The organism is Pseudomonas sp. FW305-3-2-15-E-TSA4 (assembly GCF_058787295.1).
On record NZ_JBYSZP010000002.1, the window covers coordinates 230,348 to 256,223 of the forward strand.

Genomic DNA, 25,876 nt, shown 5'->3' on the forward strand with positions numbered 1-25,876 from the left:
TTCCAGTAACCGAGTTGTCCGGGTGAGCGACTGCTGCGCAGTCGATCGGGGATAAATCCCCTCGCCACAAGTGTGTGTTCACCTGACCTGCGGGGTTTGTTTCAGAACTGCCAGTTCAGGCTCAACCCAACCCCATGGCTCTTCTCGCGGTTGGCCAGTTGTCCGTTGTAATCGAGGTTGACTCGCACGTCCTTGCTCAACGCCAGGCTGGCTTGTACGCCGACCAGCGCCGCGTCACGCACCAGTGCCGAACTCTCGACCGAATACGGTGTGCTACCGCTGGCAAAGCGCAGATGCTGTTCGGCGTCGATGTCGCTCAGGCTGTGCTGCCAGCCGAGGTGGCCGCTGACGTCCAGCGCCTGTTGCGTCGACAGGTTGAAGCGCTTAACCGCGCGCACACCGAGGGTGCTGAGGACCGCATCACGCTGCTCGCCGGAGCTTTTCAGCGCCGCTGCATCGCCCTTTTCGGTGAAGCCTTCGGTATCCAGATGCACATAAGCGAGGTTGGCGAACGGCTCCAGTGCCAGCGGCTGCAGGTTCAGCCGATAAGCCGCTTCGCCGAAGACCTGCGTGGTGGCCGCATCGACCTTGGTTTTCTGTTTGGCGCTGACGTCGCCGTATTGCAGATCGCGCTTCACATCGGCGCGATGCCAGCTGTAGGCCGCGCCGGTGCTCAGGCGCCAGGCGCCGATGTCATGACCGGCGTAAGCGCCGAGGTGATAGCTGTCGACCTTGGCCGACGAGTGCGTGTCCGAACCCATGTTCAGCGAGCTGTCGCTGTAACCGGTGACCAGACCGATGCGGGTCTGCTCGTCCAGCGCGCCGTCAACACCGGCGAGGAGACCACCGATTGAGGTGCTGTAGCGCGAAGTGTCGTTACCGGAGTTGGTCGAACCCCAGGCGCCGAGGGCCTTGATCCAGCCATTGCTTTGCGTGGCGTTGGCATCGTGCAGACGTTCGCCGACCGCGTCGCGCAACTGGCGGCTGTCATTGATCAGCATCGAGCCGAGCGCCGGGTAGATTTCGCCGCTCAATTGCTGGAAGGCTTGCTGCGCCGAGGCGGCAGACGCCGACAGCAGCAGGCTTTCGTACACCGAATTGCCGGCGCCGAGGCCTTCGACGGCGGCCGCCACCGCACGCTGATTCGGGGTCTGCCCGACGCTGGCGAACGAGGTGGCGTTGCGCTGAATGTCGAGCTGAATGGCGTTGGCCGTGTAGTCGAGGTTGCCGCCGATGAACAGGTAATCCGGCAGCACCGCGCCGAACTGGCCCTGAATACCACCGGCCGCTTGCAAAATGTCGTACGAATGGCCGAGCAGGCTGCGGGTTTCAGTGGTGCTGAGCAGGGTCGGACTGTTTTCCAGCGACAGGCTGACCGTGGCACCGCTGATGCTCGCGCTGCCGCCAGCGACGATGCGGTCGCTGCTGGTCGGCGACAGCTCGACCGCGTAGGTCGAGCCTGGGGCGAAGGTCACGTCACCGGCCACGCTTAAGGTGCCGATGGAGTTGCCCGGCGCTACGCGGCCGCCGCTGTTGGCGAGCAACGAGGCGATCCGCCCGGAACCGCCGAGGGTGCCGCTGTCGTTGACGGTCACCGCCGAGGCCAGCGAGCCGTTGACGCTCAACAAGCCGCCATTGACCGTGGTCGGGCCACGAAAGGTGTTGTCGCCGGTCAGCAGCAAGCGCCCTGCCCCGGACTTGATCAGGCTGCCCTGATAGACCCGGGTGGCCGCTGCGGCATCGCGCGCCATACCGACGGCGTAGTCGGTCTGATCCTGCTGACTGGCGCCGACCGCAATGCCGTTCTGCCAGCCCTTGTCCTGCAAGGTCTGCTGCCAGGCGCCGTGTTCGGCGAGGTCTTCGCGCTGACGCTGAATCAGCGCCTTGTCGGAGATGTCATTGCTCCACACATCGCTTTGCCCGGTCGCCAGATTGGCATCGAACGCGCCGAGCAATTGCCCCGGCCCGCGCATCGCCCGATCGAGGTTGGCCACGCCCCAGCCGACCCGTTCGGTCGGCGCATCGGTGACCGCGCCGTCGAGTTGCGTGGCGGTGGTCAGCAGCACTTCCAGCGCCTGCTGGTTGTTCATGTACGGGTAGCGTTCCATCACCAGCGCCAGTGCCCCGGTAGCGTGCGGCGCGGCCATCGAGGTGCCGGACTTGATTGCGTAATCGCCACCCGGAATGGTGCTGTCGATCTTCGCCCCCGGTGTGGTGATGCACCAGTATTTGGCGATGCCGCACTGGTTGTACTTTTGCTGATTGCTTTGGTCCAGCCCGGAAACTGCCAGCCAGTGGCCTTCGAGGTCCGGCTGAAAGTACGGCAGCGCCGAGCGCACGCTGGCGTTCGGATAGCCGCTGTTGCCGGCGCTGAACACGTTGATCACGCCACGGCGCGAGACGTCCGCCGCCGCGTCGAGCCAGGTGCCCTGATTCCAGTGTTGAGCATAAGCGGCATGCAGATCGGCCAGGGTGCGATAGCTGACATCCGGCGGCTGACTGCCCCAACTGTTGTTGATCGCACGCACGCCGGCAGCGGCCAGGGCGTCATAGGCGGCTTTGAAATAGCGCGGATCGGGTTTCGGGCCGAACAGAAAGCTGTCGTTGTTGTTGGTGTTGCCGACGTAGATTTGCGCGTTGTACGCCACCCCGTGCATACCGTTGCCGTCCCGGCTCGCGCCCATGGTGCCGACCACGTGGGTGCCGTGGGAATCGTTGTTGGAATTGAGGGTGCCGTTGACGTTGAACAGCGAGCCGTCGACGTAACTGCCGGAGGCCAGCACCGGGTGATAGCGGTCGCTGGCGAACTCGGGATGGGCGGCGTCGAAGCCGGAGTCGAGGGCGCCGATCTTCACGCCTTTGCCGGTGATGCCGGCAGCGTAGGCCTGATCCGCCTGCATCCGCGCAAGGCCCCAGTCGCGCTGGAATTCGGCGCTGCGCCAACTGGCCGGATCGCCGGGCTTGCCGGTTTCAAGGTACTGCGCATTGGCTTGCGCGATGGAAACTGCGAGCAACAGGGTGCCGACCGCTGCCGGCTTGATGCGTACTTCCATGTTCACCACTCACTTTTATTGTTTTATGCAGGTTCTTCTGCGGTGTAAAACCCTCACCCCAGCCCTCTCCCAGAGGGAGAGGGAGCCTATCCGGGTGTCTTGAGCCATGCATCGACCTGAGAAAGCGAGTCGATTATGGATTCAGCACCGCTCACTCATATCGGTGCCCATCTGGAACATCCCCCATTCAGTCCCCTCTCCCTCTGGGAGAGGGTTAGGGTGAGGGCCACTCCCAAGCCATGCACATTAGCGATGAGCAACACCGAACGCCTCATCCACCCGCGCCAGATCCTGTTCGTTCAGCGTCCCCGCGTAGTAATGCAGCTTGGTCCAGGCCATCAAGTAGTCGTAGCGCGCCTGGGCCAGATCGCGGCGGGTGGTAAACAGTTGCTGTTCGGCGTTCAGCGCATCGAGGTTCGTCCGTTCACCGCCAAGAATGCTTTGCTTGGTCGACACCACCAGCGCTTCAGCAGAAGCCAGGGCCTTCTGGTAGGCGCGCAGTTTGTTGACGCCCGACAGGCAGGCGCTGAACTGGCGGCGCAGTTCGATCAGCGTCTCGCGGGTCTTGCCGTCGAGTTCGTATTCCGCCTGCTCCATGGTGCGGCTGGCCTGACGGGTCGAGGCCGATACCCCGCCACCGGCATACAGTGGCACGTTGACTTCAAAGCCGATGGTGTTGGTGTCATAGCGCTGGTTATAGGTGTTGCCGCTGTCCGATTCGGTCTTGCGGATCGACGCATAGGCACTGACTTTCGGCAGGTGCCCGGCGCGGTTGCGCTCAACTTCATACTTGGCCACTTCCACCGCCTGACGCTGCGACGCCAGATTGGGGTTGTTGCTGATCGCCAGCTCATGCCAGGTGTCGTAGTTGGCGGGCATCAGGGCGAAAGTCTGGAAGTTCTGATCCAGCGGCGCCAGCTCGCTGATGTCCACTGTCTGCACGCCGACCAGCGCCCCCAGTTCACGCAGCGCGGCGTCCTGCTCGTTGCGTGCCTCGATCTCTTCGGCGGTCGCCAGTTCATAGCGCGACTCGGCTTCCAGAATGTCGGTGCGCGTGCCCTCGCCCTGTTTGAACATGTGTTCGTTCTGCTGGAACTGCTGCTCGTAAGCCTTCTTCTTGGCCTGGGCGATGTCGATCTGATCCTGGGCGAACAAGGCCTTGGTGTAGTTATCCAGCACCCGCACCAGCAGTTCCTGACTCTTGCCGCGAAACGCCTCGTCGGCGAACAGCGACTGCGCCACGCCTTTGCGATACGCCGCGTAGGCTTCGTAGTCGAGCAACGGTTGTTGCAAGGTCAGGGTCGAGCCATAGCTGTTGTAGTTGCGGTCTTCGGTGAGGTTGCCGCGAGCGGTCAGTTGCGTGGCCTTGGAGGTGTTGTGACCCCGGTTGTAGTTGTAACCCAGTCTCGGCAACAGCCCGGCGCGGCCGATGATGCGGTTTTCCAGGCCCGCGTCGCGCTCCTTGATCGCGCCGAGGAACACCGGATCGTTACGCAATGCCTGTTCGTAGACCTCGAATGGCCCCATGGCCGCCAGCGCGCTGTTTCCTGCGAGCAGCGCGAAGGCTGCTCCCAACATCGAAAGCTTATTCATACAGCCGAACATCCTTATTCTTCAGTCAACGCAGAGCCAGCGCGATCGAGCAGTGGTTTGAACAGGTAGTTGAGCAGTGACCGTTCGCCCGTGCGCACGAACATTTCCGCCGGCATACCGGGCTTGATCACCAGGCCATGGAGTTTTTCCATCGCCTGATCACTGACGCTGCTGCGCAACACGTAGTACGGCACGCCGGTTTTCTCGTCGACCATCTGGTCGGCGGAAATCAGGCTGACCTCACCCGGTACACGCGGGGTCTTGCTCTGGTTGAACGCGGTGAACAGGATATCGACCGGCAGATGCGTGCCGACCTTGTCGATCAGGTTGATCGGCAAGTGCCCTTCGACTTCCAGGGTGGTGCCTTGCGGGACGATCTCCAGCAGGGTTTCGCCCTGACGCACCACCGCGCCTTCGGTGTGCACGCCAAGGTTGACCGCCACGCCGTCGGCGGTGGCGAGGATCTCGCTGTGTTGCAGGTCGAAACCGGCCGAGGTCAGTTGCTCCGACAGGGTCACGCTTTTGAGCTGCGCGTCGGCCAGTTGCGTGCGCACTTCCTTCTGGTATTCCTCGCCATGCTGTTGCAGTTTCAGGCGCGATTCGAGGATGCCCTGCTCCACCCGGCCGCTTTCACCGGTGTTTTCCGCGAGTTGCTGCTGCACTTGCGACAGCTGGCGCTGGTACTCCATCAAGCGGTTGCGCGGGATGTAGCCGTTGTCCGCCAGTGGCTGCAGGTTGCTCAGTTGCTGTTGCAGCGAATCGGCCTGGGCATTGAGGTCGGTGCGGGCGCGGCGCATGCCCGCCAGCTGCGCGGTGGCGCCTTCAATGCTGGCGCGCAGACCGGCCTGCTCGCGGTAGAACGCTTCGCGACGGCTGCTGAACAGTTGACGCTGGCCTTCAAGAACCAGCGCCAGACGCGGATCCGGGTCGTTACTCAGTTCGGCAGGAAAGGTGATCTCTTTGCGGTTGTCGCGCTCGGCCTGCCAGCGTGCGAGGCTGGCCCAGGCCATGCGGTACTGGGCTTGCAGCGACTGCACGTCGGCGGCCACCTGGGTCTGATCGAGGCGAAACAACGGTTGACCCTGCTTCACGATCTCGCCTTCGCGCACCAGAATCCGGCTGACCACGCCGCTGCTCATCGACTGCACAGCCTTGCGCTTGCCCGAGACCACCACGGTGCCCTGCACCGGAATGCCCTGATCCAGCGGCGCCAGTGCGGCCCAGGTGAAGAAACTGCCGGCGCCGACGATGGCCAGAATCCAGCCCATGCGGGCGAAGAATTTCGCATCGCGCTCCGGGCGCTCGGTGACGTACGCGTGTTCCATGGAGGCTTCGTTTTCAGTGTTCATGCTGGCGCTGCTCATACACCCGAATTCCTTGTCGAGGGCTGGTACTGCCGGCTCATGCTGAGCCCGCCCGGTGCCTGCGCGGATTTTTCCCGTTGTTGTTCCTGAGCGCCGGACAGCGCCTTGAGCACTTCCTGACTGGCGCCGAACGCCTGCAAGCGGCCATCGTTGAGCACCAGCAGTTTGTCCGCCTGAGCCAGTACCGAAGAGCGATGCGTCACCAGCACCACGGTGGTGCCCTTGGCCTTGAGCTGGGCGATGGCGCTGGCCAGCGCGGCTTCACCAACAGTGTCGAGGTTGGAGTTCGGCTCATCGAGCACCACCAGGCTCGGATCGCCATACATCGCACGGGCCAGGGCCACACGCTGCTTTTGACCGCCGGACAGGCCACTGCCGTCCTCGCCCAGTTGCGTGTCGTAGCCTTGCGGCAGGCGCAGAATCATTTCGTGAACGCCAGCCTGTTGCGCGGCGGCCACGACCTTCTCCGGGTTGGCTTCGCTGAAACGGGCAATGTTTTCGGCGATGCTGCCGCTGAACAGTTCGATGTCTTGTGGCAAGTAGCCGATGTACGGGCCGAGCTCGTCGCGGTTCCAGCGATGGATGTCGGCACTGTCCAGGCGCACCGTGCCGCCGAGGGTCGGCCACACACCGACCAGCACACGGGCCAGGGTCGACTTGCCGGAACCGGAAGCACCGAGCACGCCGAGCACTTCGCCAGCGCCCAGATTGAAATTGATCATCTGCAGGGTTGCCGCGCGCTGCCCGGGAGGGCCGGCACTGACTTGCTCGAAAGTGATCTGGCCTTTCGGCGCCGGCAGCGCCATGGCGTCGTCACTCGGCGGGAACGCCTGCAGCAAGGAGTCCAGACGACGATAGGCCAGCTTCGCCCCGCTCCACTGTTTCCACACGGCGATCAACTGGTCGATCGGGCTCAGCACGCGGCCCATCAGGATCGAACCGGCAATCATCATCCCGGCGGTCATGTCGCCCTTGATCACCAGCAACGCACCGAGGCCCAGCACCAGCGATTGCAGGCACAGGCGCAGGGTCTTACTGATCGAGCTGATCACCGCACCGGTGTCGCTGGCCTGATTCTGCAGGCCGAGGAAACGCGAGTGCACACCGAACCAACGCTTGCGCAACGCGCCGAGCATGCCCATGGCCTGGATGGTTTCCGCGTTGTGCAGGTGGCTGGTCGCCAGTTGGCTGGACTTCTGCGAGTAACCGGCGGCTTCGCCCAGCGGTTTTTTGGTCATGTATTCGTTGAGGCAGGCCAGCGCAATCAGCAGCAGCGCGCCGGCCGTGGCGAGCACGCCCAGCCAGACGTTGAACAGGTAGATGACAAACAGGTAGACCGGAAACCACGGCGCATCGAAAAACGCGAACAGGGCCGGCCCGGTGACGAATTGGCGAATGTGGGTCAGGTCGCCCAGCGATTGCCCGGCGTTGCCCTCGCCCTTGAACAGGTTGCGTTCGAACGCCGCCTGATACACCCGCAGGTTGAAGCGGCGCTCCAGTTGGCTGCCGATGCGGATCACGATGAAGCTGCGGATCACCTCCAGCATGCCGATGAAGGCAAAGAAGCCAACCACCATCAATGACAGCATCGCCAACGTCGTTTCGTTCTGCGAAGACAGTACGCGGTCGTAGACCTGCAGCATATAAATGGAGGGCACCAGCATCAGCACGTTAATCAGTGCGGTAAAGCACCCGACGCTGACCAGAATGCTTTTATAGTCACCCAAAGCCTTGAACAAGGGAGCGGTGGCTGGGGCCTTCGCCATCTTCATTGTTTCTTCCTGAAATGATAGATCCCGCCAGACTTCGACGAGCGCTCAATTAATGTTCCGCCTACCTGCGAAAGATGTTTTGCAAGTACTCGCTTACCATTCAACAACAACTGCGACGATCACTTATAACGTTCAAACACTGCCATATATTCGAACTGGATTAGTTGAGCGTTTATTTCGTCGCGCGTACGAGTGTAACAATCAGGCCCGACTTCAAAGTGCTGGAATAGAGCCCGTCACGTTGTCGGCTGAAAAACACGATTCTTGAACCTTCCTTGCCGGTAATCGAAATTCCGTCGGGTTCCGGAAACCAGCCGGTAGGCGAATCTTCCAGCCATGCACCAAGGCATTCGGCGCCCTTGCCGACGGTCTGATTGGCTTGCAGTTCGAGGGCACAGGTGTTCGACGGTTTATCCTGCAGCTTTTGCGCTTCGGGCGCGTCATTTTCAGTGCTCAACGTCGCCTGCCATTGCCCGGCAAAAACCGAGGGATCTTCAAGTCTGAGGCTGCTTGCCATGGTTGTTTCTCCAGAAATCATGATCAGCGCCGCCGAAAGCCACGCCATTGCCTTGTAGGTAAAAACTTTACAGATCATCAGAAAATTCGCTCCAGCACCTAGCCTTGCCCAGCAATCAACACGATGCAAGCAAAGAAAGCGGCGCATCAAGCGCCGCTTCCCGTTTCACATCACGCCACGATGTCGCTGGTCGCTGCCTGGCCCACGGTGCTGACCTGGAAGTCCGCCACGCCGTGCCCGGAGAAGTCCACCGACAACAGGCTGTTGCCGCCCGACGAGGTCAGGATCGCATCGCCGGCCGAACCGGTGAAGCTGCTGACAAAGTGCAGGCCGGAACCGTTGGTGATGGCGCTCAGGTCGATTTTGTCCAGACCGCTGACGAAATCGAGGATCTGATCGATTGCACCCGGCTTGGAGTCGGAGCTGGAGGCGAACACGAAAGTGTCCGAACCCGCACCGCCCCACAGTTTGTCCGCACCACCAGCGCCGTAGATGATGTCGTTGCCGGCACCGCCCTTCAGCTCGTTGGACGCACTGTTACCGATCAGCAGGTCGTTGCCCGAACCACCAATGGCGTTCTCGATGGTCACGCCCTTGGCGATGGACACGTTACCGATCATGCCGCCAACGTCGGAGAACGAGGCTTCGTTGAGATTGATCTTCTGATTCTGGGTGAAACCCGAGAAGTCGAAGGTGTCCTTGCCGCCCGCGTCCCAGACCGAGAACACCAGCTTGTCGCTCGACGACGAGGCGCTGAGGAAATCGCGACCGGCGTTGGAGTTGAAGCCGTAGGTGGTGTCACCGGTACGGGTGGTCAGGTTGGCGCCGTACAGCTTCTGGATCGCTGCAATGTCGTCCATCAGCGGGCCGGAAGCATAGGCTTCCACACCACCCTTACTGAAGTTCTGGGCGGTGTTGCTTTCGCTCCAGTAACTCATGAGGCTGTAACCGCGGGTGTCTTGCCCGTAGGAAGCATCCTTGTAAGTCGGATTGCCTTCGCCGGCGTTGTAGTCGCCAGGGTGAGACAGGCCCAGGGTGTGGCCGATTTCGTGGGTCAGGGTTTGACGCCCGTAATTGTTCAGACCCGGGGTTTTGTTGACGTCGTAGCCACTGCCGGTCAGGTACCAGGACTGACCGTCATAGCCTGGCTCGGTGCCTGGCAGGAACGCAAACGCCGCTGCGCCTTCCTGGCCGCCGCTGTAGTTACCGAAGGTCATGTGACCGTCGCCACCACGGGCCGACTCGGTGAACGTCACGTTGGCGACATCCGCCCAAGATTGCATGGCGAGCACGGCCTGGGCTTTCTGCAGGGAGCTGAACTGACTGAAACCGGTGACACCCAGGCCGCTGAAGTTAGCGGTTTTGGCGGTCAGAAAGGTGTAGGTCAGTTCGATCTTGCCACTGTTGTCCAGGTCGTGCCAGGAGGCACCGTCGCGCAACAGTTGAGTGGCGGCTTGATCCACCGAGAAGGACGGTTTGCCATTGACCGTGAGGTTGCCGCCACGATCGTATTGATGGCTGAAGCTATTGATCTGGTTCCAGGCAGAGCTGGTCGCAGCCAGAGATTGCGCTGCGCCGACAGGCACGAATGTGTCTGCGGTGATATCAATAGCGTTCGCTTTTACTTTCGACATAAACACACTTCCTTGTTTAGCAATGGAACAGTTTTTGTCAGATAGCGACGATCCCTGGCGAGATCGTCCTATCACTCGCCCAATGAAGGCGTAAGAAACCTGACACAATTTGAAATCTGTCGTCTAGCGTTTTTTTGAGATCAAAACCGACTGTTCCGTCAAATGCCCGTAAACAATGACTGCGGGGTCGAAAGATTGTTATGAGGTGTTTGTTCTCGCCTAATTGTCTGACGATTTTCTATTTAAATATTAAATATCGGTAAGTTGCTTTTTGATAGATACGTCTCACTTTGCTGCACTCTATTAGTGCGATGCCAGTGTAGTGATATCAATCAAATCAGCGTGCTAAAACACTTGTGGGAGCGGGCTTGCTCGCGAATGCTATTTATCTGCCAACCTGTTTGCTGACTGATCGAACGCATTCGCGAGCAAGCCCGCTCCCACAGGAGGGGTGATGTGGTTTAGCTACCGGTACGGATCTTGTTCCACACTCGCGTGCGGATCCGGTCAATGTTCAGCGGCATTGCCTCCAGCGCAAACAGCTTGCCCATCATCTCCGGGCTCGGATAGACCTTGGTGTCACCCTTGATTGCCGGATCGATCAGGCTGTCGGCCTGCTGGTTGCCATTGGCGTAGTGCACGTAATTGCTGATGCCGGCCATCACATCCGGACGCAGCAAGTAGTTCATGAACGCGTAACCGGCCTTCTCGTCCGGTGCATCGGCGGGCATGGCGACCATGTCGAACCAGATGGCGGCGCCTTCCTTGGGAATCGCGTAACCGATGTCGATGCCGTTCTTCGCTTCCTTGGCGCGGTTTTCCGCCTGCAGGATGTCACCGGAGAAACCGACCGCCACGCAGATATCGCCATTGGCCAGGTCGCTGGTGTACTTCGAGGAATGGAAGTAGCTGACATACGGCCGCACTTTCATCAGCAATGCTTCGGCTTTCTTGTAGTCCTCGGGGTTCTTGCTGTGGGGCGGCAAGCCCAGGTAATTGAGCGCTGCCGGCAGCAATTCCGGGCCGTTATCGAGGATCGCCACGCCGCACTTCTGCAGTTTTTCCATGTATTCGGGCTTGAAGATCAGATCCCAGGAATCCACTGGCGCGTTATCACCCAGCACCGCCTTGACCTTGGCGACGTTGTAGCCGATGCCGGTGCTGCCCCACAGATACGGAAAGCCGTGCTCGTTGTTCGGGTCGTTGACCTGCAAGGCCTTGAGCAACATCGGGTTGAGGTTCTTCCAGTTCGGCAACTGGCTCTTGTCGAGCTTCTTCAGCGCCCCGCCCTGGATCTGCCGCGCCATGAAATGGTTGGACGGGAACACCACGTCATAACCGGATTTGCCGGTCATCAACTTGCCGTCCAGGGTTTCGTTACTGTCATAGACGTCATAGGTGACGCCGATGCCGGTGTCCGTCTGGAAGTTTTTCGTGGTGTCCGGCGCGATGTAGTCCGACCAGTTGTAAATTTTCACCGTTTCGGCGGCATGACTAATGGAGGCGGCCAGCAGCAGCGGCGCCAGAGCGAGGGTTTTCTGGATCATGGGGTCGATTCCTGTAGTGGCTATTTTTGTTGGCAGGCAATCAAAGGATCAAACAATCAGAAAATAAGGACGTAGGTCTTGCGCACGGTCTCCTGGATATCCCAGATGCCGAGCGTGTTGGCCGGCAACATCAGTGCGTCGCCACCTTGTATGTGCAGGGTTTCGCTGCCGTCGTCCGGGGTGAACGTGCAACGCCCGGAGATGAAATGGCAGAACTCCTGCGCGGTGATCTGCCGGCGCCAGCGCCCTGGTGTGCATTCCCAGACGCCGGTTTCGACGCCATCGTCGCGCTCGACGCTGGTGGTCGAGGCAATGGCGACCGGCTCGCCGAGTGGCACGGCCACCGGGTTGGATTCATCCAGTTGCAGGCTGGCGGTGTTCTTGAACTGCGTAATGCTCATGGTGGGACCTGTCTTGTGAAGAAAACGGCGGTTAGTGCATGAAACCTTCCATGAACCCAGCGACCTGACTGGCCAGCTTGCGCCGCCACGGTGCGCTGGCCGGGTTGGCCAGGGTCTGGTCTTCGTGGACGAAACTTTTGATGATCGCGTTGTAGCCAAGCCAGCGGCACGGCTCCGGCTCCCAGGCGCGTAGCGCATGAATTCCGCCGTCCGGCAGCACCCACGGCTGATGCACCAGTTCGGTATCGCGCTCAAGAATCAGATCGGCCAGGGTGCGGCCGCCGAGATTGCTGGCACCCACACCCTCCCCGCCATAACCGCCGGACAGCGCAATGCCATTGGCGCGATCGCAGAGCATGTGCGGCTTGAAATGCCGGGACATGCCGAGGTTGCCGCCCCAGGCGTGGGTGATCTGCACGTTTTTCAACTGCGGGAACAGCTCGCCGAACAGATAGCGGCGCAGCTCGACTTCATCACGGGTCAGATCGAAGTTGTGGCGCAGTTTGCCGGCGAACTGGTAACCGCCGCGGGCGCCGAAGATCAGGCGATTGTCGGCACTGCGCTGGCCATAGGTGACCTGACGGCTGAACTCACTGAAGGCCTGGCCACGGTTGAGGCCGATTTCATCCCAGGTCGCTGCCGACAACGGCTCGGTGGCAACAATCAGACTCTGCACCGGTAACTGATAGCGACCCAACGGTGGGAGCGTGACCGAATAACCTTCGACCGCCGGCACAATCCAGCGACTGCGCACACTGGCCCTGGCCGTGCGCAAACTGCCGGACTGCCAATGGGTGACTGGGCTGTTTTCATAGATCTTCACGCCCATGCTCTGCACGGTGCGCGCCAGACCGCGCACCAGTTTCGCCGGGTGAATGGTCGCCACGTGCGGCGCATATATGCCGCCGTAGGGTTTCGCCACACGAATCTGTTGCGCCAGTTGCTCGGGGTTCAGCCAGCGGTAATCGTTGTCGGTCAGGCCTTGGGCGTGCAGTTTGTCGAGGTATTCGCGCAGGCTGGCTTCCTGCTCCGGGTAACGGGCGGCGCAGTACAGCACCCCGCCTTTTCGGTAATCGCAGTGGATGCCCTCACGTTCGAGGACAACTTCCACTTCATCCGGAATGCTGTGCAGCAGATCAAACGATGCGCGACGTTGTTCTGGAGAGAGACCGGCGAGCAGTCGATCCTCGCCCAGCAGGTTACCCATCAGCCAGCCGCCATTGCGCCCGGACGCGCCGAAACCGGCGGTTTGCGCCTCGACGATGGCGATATCGAGACCGGGAGCGAGTTTTTTCAGGTAGTACGCGGTCCACAACCCGGTATAACCGGCGCCGATGATCGCCACGTCGACATCCAGATCCTGTTCCAACGCCGGCCGCGCAATCAACGGCTCGTCGAGTTGATCCATCCACAAACTGATAGTGCGCCACGCCGGCATGCAAGACTCCGCCACTGAAAACCTTCGATGGCGTCGATCCTAGTGCGTGACTTCAATCACTGTCTTGCGCGCGTGCCCGCAAAGAAATTTGTTTGGCGTAGGCCTTCGGCGACTGACCGGTGTGTTGGCGGAAACAACTGTAGAACGCTGACAGCGAATTGAAACCGGCAGCAAACGCCAGCTCATCGATGCGCAGCGGCGGCGTGGCCTGATCCAGCGTCTTGAGCAAGTGCTGCAGGCGGGCCTGGTTGACGTAGCGGTAGAAGCTTTGGCCGAGCACCTGATTGAGCAGGTAGGAAATCTGATTGCGGCTGTAGCCGCACTCCTTCGCCACCCGTTGCAGATCCAGTTCCGGATCGAGATACGGTTGCTGGCGTTCGAAATATTGCTGCAGATCCTCGGCCATGAAACTGATCTGGCGCGGCGACAGCCCCAGACGACTCACCGCCGGACGCTGACTGGGTGCTACTGCGCCGTTGGTTTGCGTGCGGACCAGCGAGGCGTATTCGTTGACCCGCCAGATCAGCCCGTCCTTGACCGTGATCGCTTCGCTGGATCGGAACGACACCAGCCCGTCGCCACCGCGCAAAGTCACTTCGTATTGAATGAAAGCGGTGTTGCCATCCACGCGAATCCGGTCGCAATGCTCGAGCGCTTCGTCGGATTCTCGCGGCATGCTCACGCGCACGTACTCGCGCAATTCGTCGAGACCCAGGACCCGGTTCTGAAAGAAATCGTTGTATTGGACGTCAGGGTGATACAGCGCCATGACGCTGTCCAGATCGCGGTGCTTCCAGCTCAGGTGGTAGCGCATGACCGTGGCGGCCGTGGCCGGGGTCTGTTCGGGGCCGTCATCGTCGGCGTGCATAAAGGGCTCGGCGCAAAAGAACCGAGCTTGCCCAAGTTCGACAAAACGATCAACGAGCAAACCGTAGTGGCCATTTGGCGATGACTGATCCCGACGTGACTTACATCAAAAAACGCGCAGCAATCGCAAAATGAACTGAAAAATCTCACGGAAAATTCACATGCGGGTGCTACTTTTAACGTCACTGACCGGTTGAGCCAATGAAGGCTCTTCCCACCTAACATGAGCAAAAGGAAGCGCTCGATGAAGAAGGCGGGCAACACATGAATAAAGGCTCCAGTAAAGTCACGTTTCCCAATGCGTGCCAACTGATGCGTTGGCACTTTCATCCCATGGGTTTTGAGGCAACGATGGATGCGCCGGGCAGCATGATTGCCCGTCTGTTTGATCGTGCCAGCGGTGAAACCATGATCGCCATCGCCGGTATTCCTTGTGCGACGGTGATGAACGCGGCCGATGTCGAGCGCATCATTGAGGCTGTGGAAGACGAACTGGAGGCTTTCATTCCTCCGGAATCTCTCAAGAGTTACGCATAAACTATTGTTTTATATAAAAAAGCCCGCCAATTCAGGCGGGCTTTTTTTGTGCTTGCGTGCTACGCGTTTTGCGGCTGTTTTCGGTGATCGACGAAGAATGCCTTGCCTTGGGCAACCCGATCGGACGCCCTTGGCATGTTCACCGCCTGGTTATCCTGCGGCTCGACGTACCAGTAGCAATGGCTGACCGCCCGGGTGATACCAACGTAGGCCAGCCGCAGAATCTCGTCCTTCTGCGCCGTGTCATAAGGCTCACTGTCGCCAGCCTTGCCCAAGCCGGCCATGCGATACACCTGGTTCTTGTAGGGCGAACTGGTCAGGTGCTGGCAGTCACCGAGCAGGAACACCGCATCAGCCTGCAGCCCCTTGGCGCTGTGGTAAGTCAGCTGTTTCAGCCGTCGCGCTTCGTACGGCAAGCTCGAATCAACATTAACTACAGGCTGAATATGCTGCTCTATCAATAACTTATCGCTGCTTTTTCGATAGAGCATCAAGATCGAATCGCCACGATTGTAATGTTCGGCCAAGCGCTGCCCCATGGCCTGATCATCGCGCTCCAGCACATTGACTGGCTGCAATGCCTTGGGAGCACCGCTGGCCTTGGCCTTCTTGCCGGGGATTGCCGGCGCGGCACGAACGATGTGTTCGGCAGCATCGATGATGTGCTGATGGCTGCGATAGTTGTCACTGAGCATCACCCGAGTAGTGCTCGGTGACGGGAATTCCTTGTTGAACTCCATGAAGTAACTCGGCGAACTGCCGCGCCAGCCGTAGATCGACTGCCAGTCATCGCCTACACACAGCAACGAAGAACGCTGCGCACCCCGCCCGACATGCATGGCCGGGCCGCGACTGCGGATTTCCGCGAGGCTGGCACGGATCCACGAGACGATCTGCGGCGATACGTCCTGAAATTCGTCGATCATCAGGTGCGACATCGGTCGCAGCAGCTCATCACTCAGCAGCTTCAGGTTCTCCGGCGAGTGCTCGCTGAACAGCGCAAACATTCGGTTGTAGGTCATCACCGGCGGCTTCTGATCGAGCAGATGATCTTCGAGTGCACGCCAGAACAGGCTCAATGCCTCGAAGAAAAACCGGTCCGGGTCGTCCTTGGCAAAACTCATGCGGCCAACCGCATCCGGCACATCCAGCCCAAGGTTTTCGATGAAGCCGGCCGCCGCGACAAAACAATCGAGCAGCGGCGCCGAGACCAGCTCACCCTTGACCTTGTAATCGAAGCCTGGGCCGGCGCTCGCGTCGCCAGCCAAAGTCGATAAAACCCGCTTTGAGGCCTCATAACTATCTAGCCAAATCAATGGCTTACGGCAGAAAGCTTGAAACAGGGTGCGCTTAACGGCCCACTCGGCGCGTACGCTGAGCTTGGAGTTGGGCCGGCAAATCTGCGGGTTTTCCCGGGGATCGAAGCCGAGCACCACCCAGGCATCGAGGCTGGGAATGTAGCCGTGGCAGTGAAAGGTCGAACCGTTGATCTCGAACGTCTGCCGGCTGGGCTCAATGCCCTTGATCGGCCAGGCACCGGCGCGAAACCACAGGTCTTCGATGGCATCGCACAGTTCTTCGTCGCGTTTGGCTGCCAGTTCGGTCACTGCCATGCGCTTTTGCACGTCCGGGTGATCGCGCTCAAGCTCCTTGAGCTGCAAGGCAGCCTTGGCCAGTGGTTGAATCAACTGGCGAAAACGTTGGTCTTGATTGAACAGCTGGTGATAGCAGGCGTTGAGCTGCTGGCGCTGGGCATCATTGATCCGGAGATCGAACGGGTTGCTGTCGACCTCCTCGTCAGCGCCTTGCGGCCGCAGGCTAAGGTTTTCAAACGCCTGCAAGCGCTCGAACCCCGGCAGGCTGCGGACCATCGGCAGAATGCGTGAGTGAAAGGTGCGCACCAGTTCTCGCGCCTGTTGCAGGCTCAATGGCTGGCCCCAGAGCGCGAACATCTCGATAAGCTTATTGATGAAGTCCTTGCGCGACTCACGGGTGAAGGTCACCACGGTCATTGAATCCAGCTCAAAGCCCAGATAATGCGTGAGCAGCAGAATACGTAGAACCAGCGTGGTCGACTTGCCTGCTCCGGCCCCAGCGATCACCGAGGTCGAGGGAGTGTCACTGAAAATCATCTTCCATTGAGCGAGGCTTGGCTGGGCATGCGCGGGCAGCAGGCGCGCCACATCGGCTTTCATGCGTTTCTTCAGCTCGGCGCTGAGTGGCAGACGCCAGTCGTCGAACAGATGATTATCGACGCTCGGTGGACGATGCTCGGTGCTGCGACTGTCGCGAATCAGTAAAACCTGGCGACCTTCCTCCAGTCCTTCAAGTTTTCCCTCTTTGAAGCCGTATTCCACACCCGCAGTGTGGCCGCTGCGAAAACCGTCAGCTTGGCCGTGTAGCCAAGAGGCACGGTGCTGGGCGCGCAAACGCGTCAGGCCGTGGCCGAAGAAACGCGCGGCCAGTCGCTTGAACCAAGGCATTTCTGCCAATGGACGAAGTTCGGGAGGAACATCGGGAGTGTGTTGCGCCACGCTGAGGGGCTCCAGTGTGTGAGGCTGTTGGGGGCTATGGTGGCTTTATTTGCTCATGAGTTCTAGCGAAATGCTTACAGCTCATTGGTTTAGGCGATGAACTGAAAGTTGCGTGAGATCGTTTCGAACCGGTTTCCCATCAACAGATTCGATGAGAATGCCGCACTTTTTACGCTTTTTCTCGATGGTTGCCTCATGGATGATGCCCGTCATAACCGACGGTCTCGCTTCATGGCTTTGGCGTTACGCCCCATGACGAACCTTTTGAGGAGACGATCATGCTTGAACTCAGACCTTTCAATACACTGGGCGGCGCTCACCACGGCTGGTTGGATGCCCATCACCACTTTTCGTTCGCCGAATACTACGATCCGCAACGCATGAACTGGGGCAATCTGCGGGTGTGGAACGATGACGTGATCGCCGCCGGCACCGGATTCCCGCTGCACCCGCACCGCGACATGGAAATCATCACTTACGTGCGTGAAGGTGCGATTACTCACCAGGACAACCTTGGCAACAAGGGCCGTACTGAAGCAGGCGACGTGCAGGTCATGAGTGCCGGCACCGGCATCGCACACAGCGAGTACAACCTGGAAGACAAAGAGACCCGAATCTTTCAGATCTGGATTCTGCCGACGGAAACTGGCGCGCCGCCATCGTGGGGTGCCAAACCGTTCCCCAAAGGCCAGCGCGAAGGCTTCGTGACCCTCGCCAGCGGCAAGGACGGCGACGATCAGAGCCTGCGCATTCGCGGTGATGCGCGGTTGGTCGCGGCCAACCTCAAGGCTGGCGAAACTGCTGAATATCCGCTGGATGCCGGACGTCGAGCGTATCTGGTACCCGCCACCGGTCTGATTGAAGTCAATGGCTTGCGCGCACAAGCTCGAGACGGTGTTGCCGTCGAGCATGAGTCAATACTGACTGTGACGGCGCTCGAAGACAGCGAAATCGTATTGGTGGATCTGGCTTGATCGCCTGATATGCAGGTAAAAAAAGGGGCGACCGTCATGGTCGCCCCTTTTTTGCAGCTTTTGTGGCGAGGGGATTCATCCCCGATAGGCCGCAAAGCGGCCTTCTTTTCAATGGAGCGAACTGCTACGCAGTCCATCGGGGATAAATCCCCTCACCACAGGAAGAACTCACCTCCCTGAAGATCACTTGGTGCTGATTGCGCCATCCACCAGCGTTTGCGCTTCAGCCACCAGTTGCTTGAGGTGGTCATCGCCAATGAAGCTTTCGGCGTAAATCTTGTAGATGTCTTCGGTGCCCGAAGGACGTGCGGCGAACCAGCCGTTTTCGGTCATCACCTTCAGACCACCAATGGCCTGATCGTTGCCCGGCGCATGGCTGAGAATGCTCTGAATCTTCTCGCCTGCCAGTTCGGTCGACGTTACTTGCTCCGGCGACAGTTTGCTCAACAGCGCTTTCTGCTCAGGGTTGGCCTTGGCGTCTACGCGCACCGAGAACGGCTCGCCCAGCTCATCGGTCAGGGCGCGATAAGCCTGGCTTGGATCACGCCCGGTACGAGCAGTCATTTCCGCCGCCAACAACGCCGGAATCAGACCGTCCTTGTCGGTGCTCCAGACGCCGCCATCCTTGCGCAGGAACGAAGCGCCAGCGCTTTCTTCGCCACCAAAACCCAGCGAGCCATCGAACAGGCCATCGGCGAACCATTTGAAGCCGACCGGCACTTCGTAAAGACGACGCCCCAGACGTTTGGCCACGCGATCGATCAGACCGCTGCTGACCACGGTTTTACCTACGGCGGCGTCGGCGCGCCATTGCGGACGGTTCTGGAACAAGTAATCGATGGACACCGCCAGATAGTTGTTCGGTGCCAGCAGACCACCCGACGGGGTGACGATGCCGTGGCGATCGTGATCCGGGTCGCAGGCGAAGGCCACGTCGTAACGCTCCTTGAGACCGATCAAACCTTGCATGGCATGGCTGGACGACGGGTCCATACGGATCTGTCCATCCCAGTCGACCGTCATGAAGCGGAAAGTCGGATCGACCTGCTTGTTCACCACATCCAGATCAAGACGGTAATGCTCGGCAATCGCCGACCAGTAGCGCACCCCTGCTCCGCCCAACGGATCTACACCCAGACGCAGCTTGGCGTCACGGATGGCATCGAAGTCGATCACGTTGATGAGGTCAGCGACGTAGGTGTTGAGGTAGTCGTGACGGTGGGTGGTGCTGGCCTTGAGCGCCTGCTCGTAGCTGATGCGTTTGACGCCTGCCAGCTTGTTGGCCAGCAGCTCGTTGGCCTTGGCTTCGATCCACTTGGTGATGTGGGTGTCGGCCGGGCCGCCGTTGGTAGGGTTGTATTTGTAGCCCCCGCTTTGTGGCGGATTGTGCGACGGCGTAATCACGATGCCATCGGCCAGGCCCGAGGTGCGGCCACGGTTGTAGCAGAGGATTGCATGCGAAATCGCCGGTGTCGGCGTGTATTCGTCACCTTCGGCGATCATCACGGTCACGCCGTTGGCCGCCAGCACTTCCAGCGCACTGGCCCCGGCCGGGGTCGACAGCGCATGGGTGTCGATACCGACGAACAACGGGCCGTCGATGCCCTGGGCTTCGCGATACAGGCAGATCGCCTGGCTGATCGCCAGAACGTGCCATTCATTGAAACTCAGGTCGAAGGAGCTGCCGCGGTGCCCGGAAGTACCGAATGCAACACGCTGGGTGGCAATCGAAGCGTCCGGTTGGCCGGTGTAATAAGCCGTTACCAGTCGCGGGATGTCGACCAACAATTCTGCTGGTGCCGGTTTGCCCGCAAAAGGACTGATAGTCATGCAAAACCTCTGAAATAGAGTGGTTCAGGAAATACAGCGCAGTTTACTGACAGTTCGACCGCAGCGCGACGGGATCTATCCGACAGATTTCAACGTTCATTCCAGCGGCGCCAAGCGCAACGCCTCTCCCAACCTCTCGAGCGCTCCGCCCAAGCCGCTCTCTCCGTGATCCAGCAGGTTCAGGCGCAGATGCCGACGGTGCAATCCCTGCAAGCTGAACAGTTCGCCCGGCGCAATCAACACCTGTTGCCTGAGCAGGCGCTGAAACACATCGCGCATGTCCACCGGCCGCCGTGCCCGTACCCAGACCGTCGCCCCACCTTGTGGCTCGACAACCTGCAGCGCTTCGCCCAGACGCTCGCGCAACAAGTCGATCATCGGCGTACGGCGTTCCTTTAGGCGCCGGCGAAGTACGTACAGATGCTGGTCGACCCGACCGTTCCCATACAGCCGGGCAATGGCCTTCTGGCGAACGGGCGACAACCGGAACGAGCGCATCAGAAAATGCCGCTGCATTTCGTGCTTCCATTGGCGCGACAACACGTACCCGTAAGGCGCTTCGATACCGATGAATTTCTCGAACGTGGAGAAGACCAGCAGTCGGTCAGGGTCCAGTTGATCACGCAGACGCTCGACGCCCGTTGCCTCGCCCAGTTCACCGTAGCAGTCGTTTTCCAGCACCCAGGTGCCGTGCTCGCCAAGCAGGCCGGCGATCGCGTTGCGGTTATCCGCTGGAACCTGTGTACCGCGCGGCATGCACAGGCCCGAGGACAGCAGAATCAGCCGCACGTCTTCGGTCTTGAGCAGTGTTTCCAGCCGCTGCAGCTCCAGCCCGCCACAGGCCTGCAACGGCAGTTCGATTACACGCACCTCAGCCGCCTGCAGCAACCGCAGTATCACCCAGTCACAGGGCGACTCGACCAGAACGGTTGTGTGCCTGAGCTGCAGAACGGCCACCAGGATCTCCAGCACCCCGCGCATATCCGCGCCGATGTAAACATCCTCGGCGTGCCAGCACTGCTTTGGCGAGGTGGTATAGCGGGCCGCCAGGACGGCGCGTAATTCCAGTTCACCACAAGGCTGGTCGAGCAACGGCGGCTGGCGGGGATACTGGCGCAGCAGCTCACGCTCCAACAACAGCAATGGACTGTCCAGTGATTGCAGCGAAACCGGATCATCAGCATTCAACAAACGCATACCCGGGTGCCGCGCGTTGACATAGAGCGTTTCGAGCAGATCATTGCTCATGGCAGGTGGCGTCCCCCCCGAAACCGCCCTGGCGTAATACCCGGACTTGGCCACCGAATAGATCCGCCCTTCCTTTTCGAGCAACGAGTAAGCGTATTGAATGGTCGAGATCGACACGTTCAAGCGATCTGCCAACTGACGCAGCGATGGCAGCCTTGAATTGCCATCGCAAGCCGACTCGGCCATCAAGCGCATCAGGTATCGATAGACTGCCTGGTAGGCGAAACCGGATTCCCGTGCAGCCTTCATGAGGCGGACACCATAACCGTTGGTGCGCCCAAGGATCGCTCGCTCACTTCATCGTTCCACTGACCGGTCACCCACGCCGGAGCCATCGAGGCCTGCTGCGTCGAGTGCGGTCTCCAGTGTTTGCCGGGCCGCACCGTGCGCAGGCAAGGGTTCCATGGCGTAGAGGTGGCCGATGAGCCGAACCGGTAAACCGCTGACGTCCATCATCCACTGCATTACCTGCTCCGGGCCGTGCAGCCCCTGCATGGCCCGATGCAAATCAGGCAGCGCCACCAATATGCCGGGATGACAGCTGCGCAGAAACCGCTCGAGCCCGGCTCCACGCTCGATGAACGGCGTGAACAGCAGGCAGACCCATTGTGCTTCGTTCAGACCGTAAGTCTGGTGCAGCCAGCTCGCCGCTGCTTCGCGCAGTTCTTCCGTGGTCTGCCGTTGCCCCAATCTTGCGATCATCTGCTCGCAGACCGGTTCCGGCACCCGCTGCAGCTGCATGTTCGCCAGCATGCGCTGGACATGTTCCGAGAACCCCGCTTCATAGCTGCGATCGCTGATGAACTCCGCTTCCAGGCCGCGTAAATGGGCCTCGATCAAAGGGTCGGCGTATTCGCCCTCACCCTGGTGAAACACCCATTCCTCTGCCTCGAACCCCAGAAACTCGCTCAGTAGCGGCCAGCGTTCTTCAAGATTGCCGACCGCCATGTCATGAATGTCGACAAATGTCGTGCGACGACATGACTCGAAGCCACCCTCGGGACGCCAGCATTGCCGCTCCGATTCGGAGTAAAAACCGCGATACAAATCCCCTCCCAATCCGTCCAGCAAAGCGAACAGCTCATCGAACGTCCCGGAATTCGGCGTCAGCGCCCCGATACCGGCCTTCTGCACGGCCCGGTCCAGGTCTTCGACAAACTGCTTCTGACGACGCGGCGATTCGCTGGCCAGCCAGGCATCCACGCCGTTACTCCAGCGAGCAATCTGGCCGTAAAATTCGGCCCAGGCCAGGCAGGCGTCGTCCCGCCACTCAAGCTTCTCGCCCCTGGCACGTCGATGCCCCATCATCAGCAGATTGGTGCGATGGGCGTCCGCGCTGTCCATTCCGAGTGGCGCCAGATGGTTGAACGGCAACACTTGTCGATGTTCCACCATGAGCAACTCGACACGGGGGTCGTCATACAGAAACAAGGCAGCGAAGCTGCGGTGCATGTTGTTCAGCGCCGCCGTCCCCGATTCACTGCGGCGCAAGGTGGCCACACGTAACTGGAACGTGGCGGGGGCGCGGCCGGCAATACTCAACTGGGCGGCGCGCAGCAGCGCCAGCATGTAGCAACTGTCACGGGTACCGGATGGCGTCACCATGACCTTGTATTCACCCATGCGCTCCATTCCGCCGGCGGCGACCACCAGACGCTGGATCAGCAACTGCAGCGCTGTGCGCTCGGCTCTGGAAAAGAAACTCAGCAGGCGTTGCAATACTTGCTGGTAGACATAGTTCATTGCCTGATCATGGATCGTGCTCATCAGTACTTTACCCGGCATAAAAAATTCATATCGCGCATCAGCGATGACGCTGGCGCAATAAATTCATCAATAAGTAATAGACGATCAAATACTAACACTTATGATTTTGAAGTTATTTGAAACACTTGACGCAATGAAATCAGCAACCCCATCGCCTCAGTCAACGTAAACCCCTGTCAGCATTGAGTTTTTTCTGATCAGAAAATATCTGAGGAAACTTCTTACAGCGTCCCACGAACATTGAGTACAACAAAAGCAGAACAACAATAGGAAATGCCCTACAGTCATTAAACAAAAACCGCTATATCGCCCACGAGGGGAAACATTAAACGCGAAATAAAAAACAGAATGCACAGACATGGCTCATTCCTTGAGATGAAAGTAATCATTCAATTATCAGGGCTTATATGGCGAATAGAAGATACAGATGGCAGACAAAAACCGGTTCAGATGCACAACCGGCCACGCACCATGCTTGGTCTGTCTGATTATTTGCGAGAGGTAAAAACGCAAGAGTCCGTGGGGGACACGGACTCTGTTCGGAGGGAGTTACGCGGGTTCGACCTGCAGGGCGACCCGTTCGCGGCATGGGCATTCGTCCATGTAGCGATGTGCTTCGACGAACTCGTTGAACGGGAAGACGCGGGTCTTGAGCGGCAGCAGCACACGGTCGGCCGTCAACTGATTGATATCACGCAGGGCACGTTGCAAGGCGACTTGATCCTGAACAATGCCCAACTCGGGTTTACCGGTGAAATTACCGATGCAGTGCACAAAGAACTGGATGTTTTTCTGGAACGCCGCGCAGGCCGGAAATGGTGTCTGGTTACCACCCTGCAGACCATACAGGACCAGGCTGCCACGCGGTGCGAGGACATCGCCGAGCAACGACATCTGCGGGCCGCCAAGACCGTCGAACACCACATCGACGCCACGGTTGTCGGTGATCTTGTTGATTCGCATCAACAAGTCTTCTTCCTCGGTGACGATGACTTTCTCGGCACCCAGCGACAGCAGGTACTCACGCTCATCAGCGGTTTTCGTCGCGGCAATCACCCGCACACCCATGGCCTTGCCCAACTGGACAAAGGACGGACCGGCGCAATGGCTGGCGTCAGTGACCAGAGCAAACTGCCCTGGTTTGACCCGCGCCAGATCCGCATAGGCAAAATAGGCGATCAACAACGGCGTGTAATGCACGCTGGCCTCAACCGGGCTGAGCACATCCGGATAACGGGTCAGCGCGGTGCGTGGCAGCACGATCTGCTCGCCATACACCGGGTAATCGTTCGGGCTTTCGGCCGGGAAACTGGCCACCTTGTCGCCGACCGACAGATCGTCCACACCGTCACCGACGGCGGTGACCACACCGGCCATTTCATGGCCGAGACCGGACGGCAGGCGTGCCTGGGACGAGGCCAGGTTCTGACGCCAGAGAATGTCGTACCAGCTGATGCCGATCGCCTCGACACGCACCTGCACTTCGCCAGGACCTGGCTGAGCGGCCGCATGCTCTTCGCATTTGAGCACCTCGGCCGGACCAAACTTGTGAAAACGGATCGTGCGGGACATCGCAAACCTCGTCAAAGTAACCTCTAATGCCCTGAACTCTATCTGGGCTTTTGACCCAAGACTATCAGTGGCTATTAATAGTCGACATGCCTGTCATTGATTCCGCAGTATGAACGGCATTGGCAAAATCGATGAAAAAATGCCGCAATCGGCCCGGTAAAGCTGAATTTAGCGGTGCAGAGTACCAGCCTTTCCCCGTAATATTCATGCCGGCCATTGTTCTCATATGGTCGCTCTCGTCAAGCTTGATGACTCTGCCAGGACTCCAGATGAATCGTAATGACCTGCGTCGTGTCGACCTGAACCTGTTGATCGTATTCGAAACATTGATGCACGAACGCAGCGTGACCCGCGCCGCCGAGAAGCTGTTTCTCGGCCAGCCGGCGATCAGTGCGGCGCTCTCGCGCCTGCGCAGCCTGTTCGATGACCCGTTGTTCGTGCGCACCGGACGCAGCATGGAACCGTCCGCCCGCGCGGTGGAAATCTTCGCCCTGCTCTCCCCGGCGCTCGACTCGATTTCAACGGCTGTCAGCCGCGCGGCGGAATTCGACCCCGCCACCAGCACTTCGGTATTTCGCATCGGCCTGTCCGACGACGTCGAATTCGCCCTGTTGCCGATGCTGCTCAAACGCCTGCGCGCCGAAGCACCGGGCATCGTCCTCGTCGTGCGCCGAGTCAACTACATATTGATGCCGGGCCTGCTGGCCTCCGGCGAAATCTCCATCGGCGTCAGCTACACCACCGACCTGCCGGCCAACGCCAAGCGCAAGGTGCTGCGCCGCAGCCAGCCGAAACTGCTGCGGGCCGACACCGTGCCCGGCCCGCTTAGTCTGGATGACTACTGCGCGCGTCCGCATGCACTGGTGTCGTTCGCCGGTGACCTCAGTGGCTTTATTGATGAAGAGCTGGAGAAACTCGGGCGCAAGCGCCACGTGGTGCTGGCCGTGCCGCAGTTCAATGGCTTGAGTACGTTGCTCGCCGGCACTGACATTGTTGCGACCGTGCCGGACTACACCGCGGATGCGCTGACGGCTGCCGGCGGCGTGCGGGCGGAGGATCCACCGTTGCCGACGCGCACGTTCGAACTGCATATGGCGTGGCGTGGGTCGCAGGATAACGATCCGGGGGAGCGTTGGTTGCGGTCGCGGATTCAGATGTTCTTTGGCGATCCGGACAGTCTCGAGCTGCCTGCGCATTAACCAGGCAGCCAGCGACTCAAGCCCCAGCC

General features: G+C 59.8%; 18 protein-coding genes. 3 read left to right on the forward strand and 15 right to left on the reverse strand.

Going from position 1 to position 25,876, the window contains the following annotated elements; all coding sequences use genetic code 11:
* Window positions 1-101: 101 nt before the first annotated feature.
* The 10 genes from eprS to AC3WMV_RS03495 all read right to left on the reverse strand — a co-directional run bounded on the left by eprS (window position 102) and on the right by AC3WMV_RS03495 (window position 14,187).
* Window positions 102-3,053 (reverse strand): autotransporter serine peptidase EprS, encoded by a 2,952-nt coding sequence (gene eprS, locus AC3WMV_RS03450; RefSeq protein ID WP_103367037.1) that lies wholly within the window; start codon window positions 3,051-3,053, stop codon window positions 102-104.
* A 246-nt stretch (window positions 3,054-3,299) separates the two neighbouring features.
* A complete protein-coding gene (locus AC3WMV_RS03455) occupies window positions 3,300-4,658 on the reverse strand; it encodes a TolC family outer membrane protein (protein ID WP_098964081.1) in 1,359 nt (452 codons plus the stop codon).
* A 2-nt stretch (window positions 4,659-4,660) separates the two neighbouring features.
* A complete protein-coding gene (locus AC3WMV_RS03460; protein WP_049827896.1) occupies window positions 4,661-6,010 on the reverse strand; it encodes an HlyD family type I secretion periplasmic adaptor subunit in 1,350 nt (449 codons plus the stop codon).
* Entirely contained in the window at window positions 6,007-7,782 is a 1,776-nt protein-coding gene (locus tag AC3WMV_RS03465; protein WP_103367036.1) for a type I secretion system permease/ATPase, read from the reverse strand. The genes AC3WMV_RS03460 and AC3WMV_RS03465 overlap by 4 nt, the downstream gene beginning before the upstream one ends.
* Before the next feature lie 172 nt (window positions 7,783-7,954).
* Window positions 7,955-8,377, reverse strand: coding sequence for an AprI/Inh family metalloprotease inhibitor (locus AC3WMV_RS03470; protein ID WP_158248883.1), 423 nt, complete (start codon window positions 8,375-8,377; stop codon window positions 7,955-7,957).
* A 92-nt stretch (window positions 8,378-8,469) separates the two neighbouring features.
* Window positions 8,470-9,933 (reverse strand): serralysin family metalloprotease, encoded by a 1,464-nt coding sequence (locus AC3WMV_RS03475; RefSeq protein WP_098964084.1) that lies wholly within the window; start codon window positions 9,931-9,933, stop codon window positions 8,470-8,472.
* Between the two features lie 461 nt (window positions 9,934-10,394).
* The gene (locus tag AC3WMV_RS03480; RefSeq protein WP_103367035.1) at window positions 10,395-11,480 is read right to left on the reverse strand and encodes a polyamine ABC transporter substrate-binding protein; all 1,086 of its coding nucleotides are present in this window, start codon (window positions 11,478-11,480) and stop codon (window positions 10,395-10,397) included.
* Between the two features lie 56 nt (window positions 11,481-11,536).
* On the reverse strand, window positions 11,537-11,881 hold the full coding sequence (locus AC3WMV_RS03485; protein WP_096796762.1) for a cupin domain-containing protein: 345 nt from the start codon (window positions 11,879-11,881) through the stop codon (window positions 11,537-11,539).
* Window positions 11,882-11,912: 31 nt separating this feature from the next.
* Entirely contained in the window at window positions 11,913-13,319 is a 1,407-nt protein-coding gene (locus tag AC3WMV_RS03490; RefSeq protein WP_027612777.1) for an NAD(P)/FAD-dependent oxidoreductase, read from the reverse strand.
* Between the two features lie 52 nt (window positions 13,320-13,371).
* A complete protein-coding gene (locus AC3WMV_RS03495) occupies window positions 13,372-14,187 on the reverse strand; it encodes a helix-turn-helix domain-containing protein (RefSeq protein ID WP_027612776.1) in 816 nt (271 codons plus the stop codon).
* Window positions 14,188-14,450: 263 nt separating this feature from the next.
* On the opposite strand from AC3WMV_RS03495, the gene AC3WMV_RS03500 reads away from it, so the two are divergent.
* The gene (locus AC3WMV_RS03500) at window positions 14,451-14,723 is read left to right on the forward strand and encodes a DUF1652 domain-containing protein (RefSeq protein WP_025109621.1); all 273 of its coding nucleotides are present in this window, start codon (window positions 14,451-14,453) and stop codon (window positions 14,721-14,723) included.
* Window positions 14,724-14,782: 59 nt separating this feature from the next.
* Here the strand turns inward: AC3WMV_RS03500 and AC3WMV_RS03505 are convergent, their stop codons facing one another.
* The gene (locus tag AC3WMV_RS03505; protein WP_103367034.1) at window positions 14,783-17,257 is read right to left on the reverse strand and encodes a UvrD-helicase domain-containing protein; all 2,475 of its coding nucleotides are present in this window, start codon (window positions 17,255-17,257) and stop codon (window positions 14,783-14,785) included.
* A gap of 278 nt (window positions 17,258-17,535) precedes the next feature.
* Here AC3WMV_RS03505 and AC3WMV_RS03510 point away from each other — a divergent pair, with 278 nt between their 5' ends.
* Complete coding sequence (locus tag AC3WMV_RS03510) at window positions 17,536-18,231, forward strand: pirin family protein (RefSeq protein WP_103367033.1); 696 nt, start codon at window positions 17,536-17,538, stop codon at window positions 18,229-18,231.
* A gap of 183 nt (window positions 18,232-18,414) precedes the next feature.
* Here AC3WMV_RS03510 and pgm read toward each other — a convergent pair whose 3' ends face one another.
* From pgm to AC3WMV_RS03530, 4 genes are all read right to left on the reverse strand, one after another.
* A complete protein-coding gene (pgm, locus tag AC3WMV_RS03515) occupies window positions 18,415-20,061 on the reverse strand; it encodes a phosphoglucomutase (alpha-D-glucose-1,6-bisphosphate-dependent) (RefSeq protein WP_103367032.1) in 1,647 nt (548 codons plus the stop codon).
* Window positions 20,062-20,157: 96 nt separating this feature from the next.
* Window positions 20,158-21,558 carry an aminotransferase-like domain-containing protein gene (locus AC3WMV_RS03520; protein ID WP_103367031.1) on the reverse strand — a complete coding sequence of 467 codons (1,401 nt, stop codon included), beginning with the start codon at window positions 21,556-21,558 and terminating at the stop codon, window positions 20,158-20,160.
* Window positions 21,559-21,606: 48 nt separating this feature from the next.
* On the reverse strand, window positions 21,607-23,076 hold the full coding sequence (locus AC3WMV_RS03525; RefSeq protein ID WP_103367206.1) for a hypothetical protein: 1,470 nt from the start codon (window positions 23,074-23,076) through the stop codon (window positions 21,607-21,609).
* Window positions 23,077-23,625: 549 nt separating this feature from the next.
* Window positions 23,626-24,648: a zinc-dependent alcohol dehydrogenase family protein gene (locus AC3WMV_RS03530; RefSeq protein WP_027612770.1), complete on the reverse strand. Its 1,023-nt coding sequence runs from the start codon at window positions 24,646-24,648 to the stop codon at window positions 23,626-23,628.
* A gap of 269 nt (window positions 24,649-24,917) precedes the next feature.
* On the opposite strand from AC3WMV_RS03530, the gene AC3WMV_RS03535 reads away from it, so the two are divergent.
* Window positions 24,918-25,847, forward strand: a complete 930-nt coding sequence (locus AC3WMV_RS03535) for a LysR family transcriptional regulator (RefSeq protein WP_007963542.1) — start codon at window positions 24,918-24,920, stop codon at window positions 25,845-25,847.
* Window positions 25,848-25,876 lie beyond the last annotated feature (29 nt).